The sequence below is a fragment of the Mycetohabitans sp. B3 genome, assembly GCF_021498065.1.
GTDB lineage: Bacteria > Pseudomonadota > Gammaproteobacteria > Burkholderiales > Burkholderiaceae > Mycetohabitans.
In genome coordinates, this window is sequence record NZ_JAHLKN010000099.1 from 1 (window position 1) to 1380 (window position 1380).

A 1380-nucleotide genomic window follows, 5' to 3' on the forward strand; every position below is an offset into this window, starting at 1 on the left:
AGGTCGTGCCGGCGTCGCCGGAACTGGTCAGGCCGGGTGCCCACGTAGCGAGCCGGACGCGGGCCGTCGTTGATTTTTTGGTCCAGCTGCGGGGCAATTCATGGCGCACGGCACGACGGCGTCTGACAAGAAAAACGCAGATTCAGCTGCATAGAAAAACCGCAAAGTATTATGCGCGGGTAGCACGAGACGAGCTGATGAGTTAGCTGAACCTCGGGTTGTAAGCCGGAAACCCCAAAAATTTCCGTCAATGCAGCGGCTGTGCCACCAGGCGCACGCCCAAGGCAGCACAAACGCGGCTGATCGTCTCAAAGCGCGGTTCGCTGCCGGGCCGAAGCGCTTTGTACAGGGCTTCGCGTGCGATGCCGGAGTCTTTGGCCACCTGCGCCATCCCCCGAACACGGGCGATGTCGCCAAGGGCTGCGGCCAGCAGTGCTGGGTCATTCTCTTCAAGGACACTTGTTAGGTACGACGCGACATCCTCTTCGCTGTTCAGGTACTCGGCCGCATCAAACTCGGGAAGTTGGGAAACTTTGATTCGCTGGGTCATGGTCAATCCTCCAAAGAATTCGCCAACGCAATCGCCCGGTGAATGTCAGCCTGCTGAGTCGACTTGTCGCCACCGCCCAGCATCACGATGAGCGTCTCACCGCGCTGGACATAGTACATGCGCCAGCCAGGACCGAATTGCTAGCGCATCTCGAACACACCTTCACCCACTGGCTTTACGTCGCCCAAGTTACCAAGCTGGGCCTTCCGTAGTCGCTTGTTCAGGCGCTGTCTGGTCAGTCCGTCCTCAAGCCTGCGCTTTGACGGTCTCGTCAATACGGACATGAACCATTGTCGTTGCAGCCATTGCGACCTCCTATCATGTGAGATACATTGTATTTCACCAAGCGAGGCCAGCAAGACACACTGTGTTTTTGATTGGGGTAGCTTCTTAATGCGGAAAAATCATACGCCAAGCGGCCTCACTCCTTGGTGCGCGCGGTGCTGCGAGCAGTGAGCAGCTTTTTCAACCCTTTCACCGACACGCATTTGTCAGGGGCTGGGTAGCCGAACAACTCGATGAGCGAGAGGTCACGAAGTCGTTGAGTCGGATTGATTGGGATGCACTGGCGCATACTCGCTCCGGCAAGACTAGCCAACAGCAATCTACACTGATTCCGCGTCAAAACCGTAGTAGCCACGATGTGGTGCGCGCCATAATAATGGATGAATATAAGCGGCTGGCCTGTTATCTTAGAGTCGCTAACGCAACCTGGACGTCAGGCTGTAAGGCGCGTATCCTGGAGTCATGGCAAGACGCAAAATCAGCAATGAATTATGGGCGGTGCTGGAGCCGTTGATTCCAGCGTTCACGCCCTCACCTAAAGGCGG

2 protein-coding genes and 1 pseudogene are annotated in these 1380 nt (G+C 56.6%); all 3 read right to left on the bottom strand.

Annotated elements, in window-relative coordinates; genetic code table 11:
* Window positions 1-247 precede the first annotated feature (247 nt).
* Window positions 248-550 carry an addiction module antidote protein gene (locus KQH55_RS15745; protein WP_235091627.1) on the bottom strand — a complete coding sequence of 101 codons (303 nt, stop codon included), beginning with the start codon at window positions 548-550 and terminating at the stop codon, window positions 248-250.
* Between the two features lie 2 nt (window positions 551-552).
* Window positions 553-834, bottom strand: a pseudogene (locus KQH55_RS15750) (type II toxin-antitoxin system RelE/ParE family toxin).
* A gap of 137 nt (window positions 835-971) precedes the next feature.
* The gene (locus KQH55_RS15755; RefSeq protein WP_235091628.1) at window positions 972-1124 is read right to left on the bottom strand and encodes a hypothetical protein; all 153 of its coding nucleotides are present in this window, start codon (window positions 1122-1124) and stop codon (window positions 972-974) included.
* Between the last annotated feature and the right edge of the window lie 256 nt (window positions 1125-1380).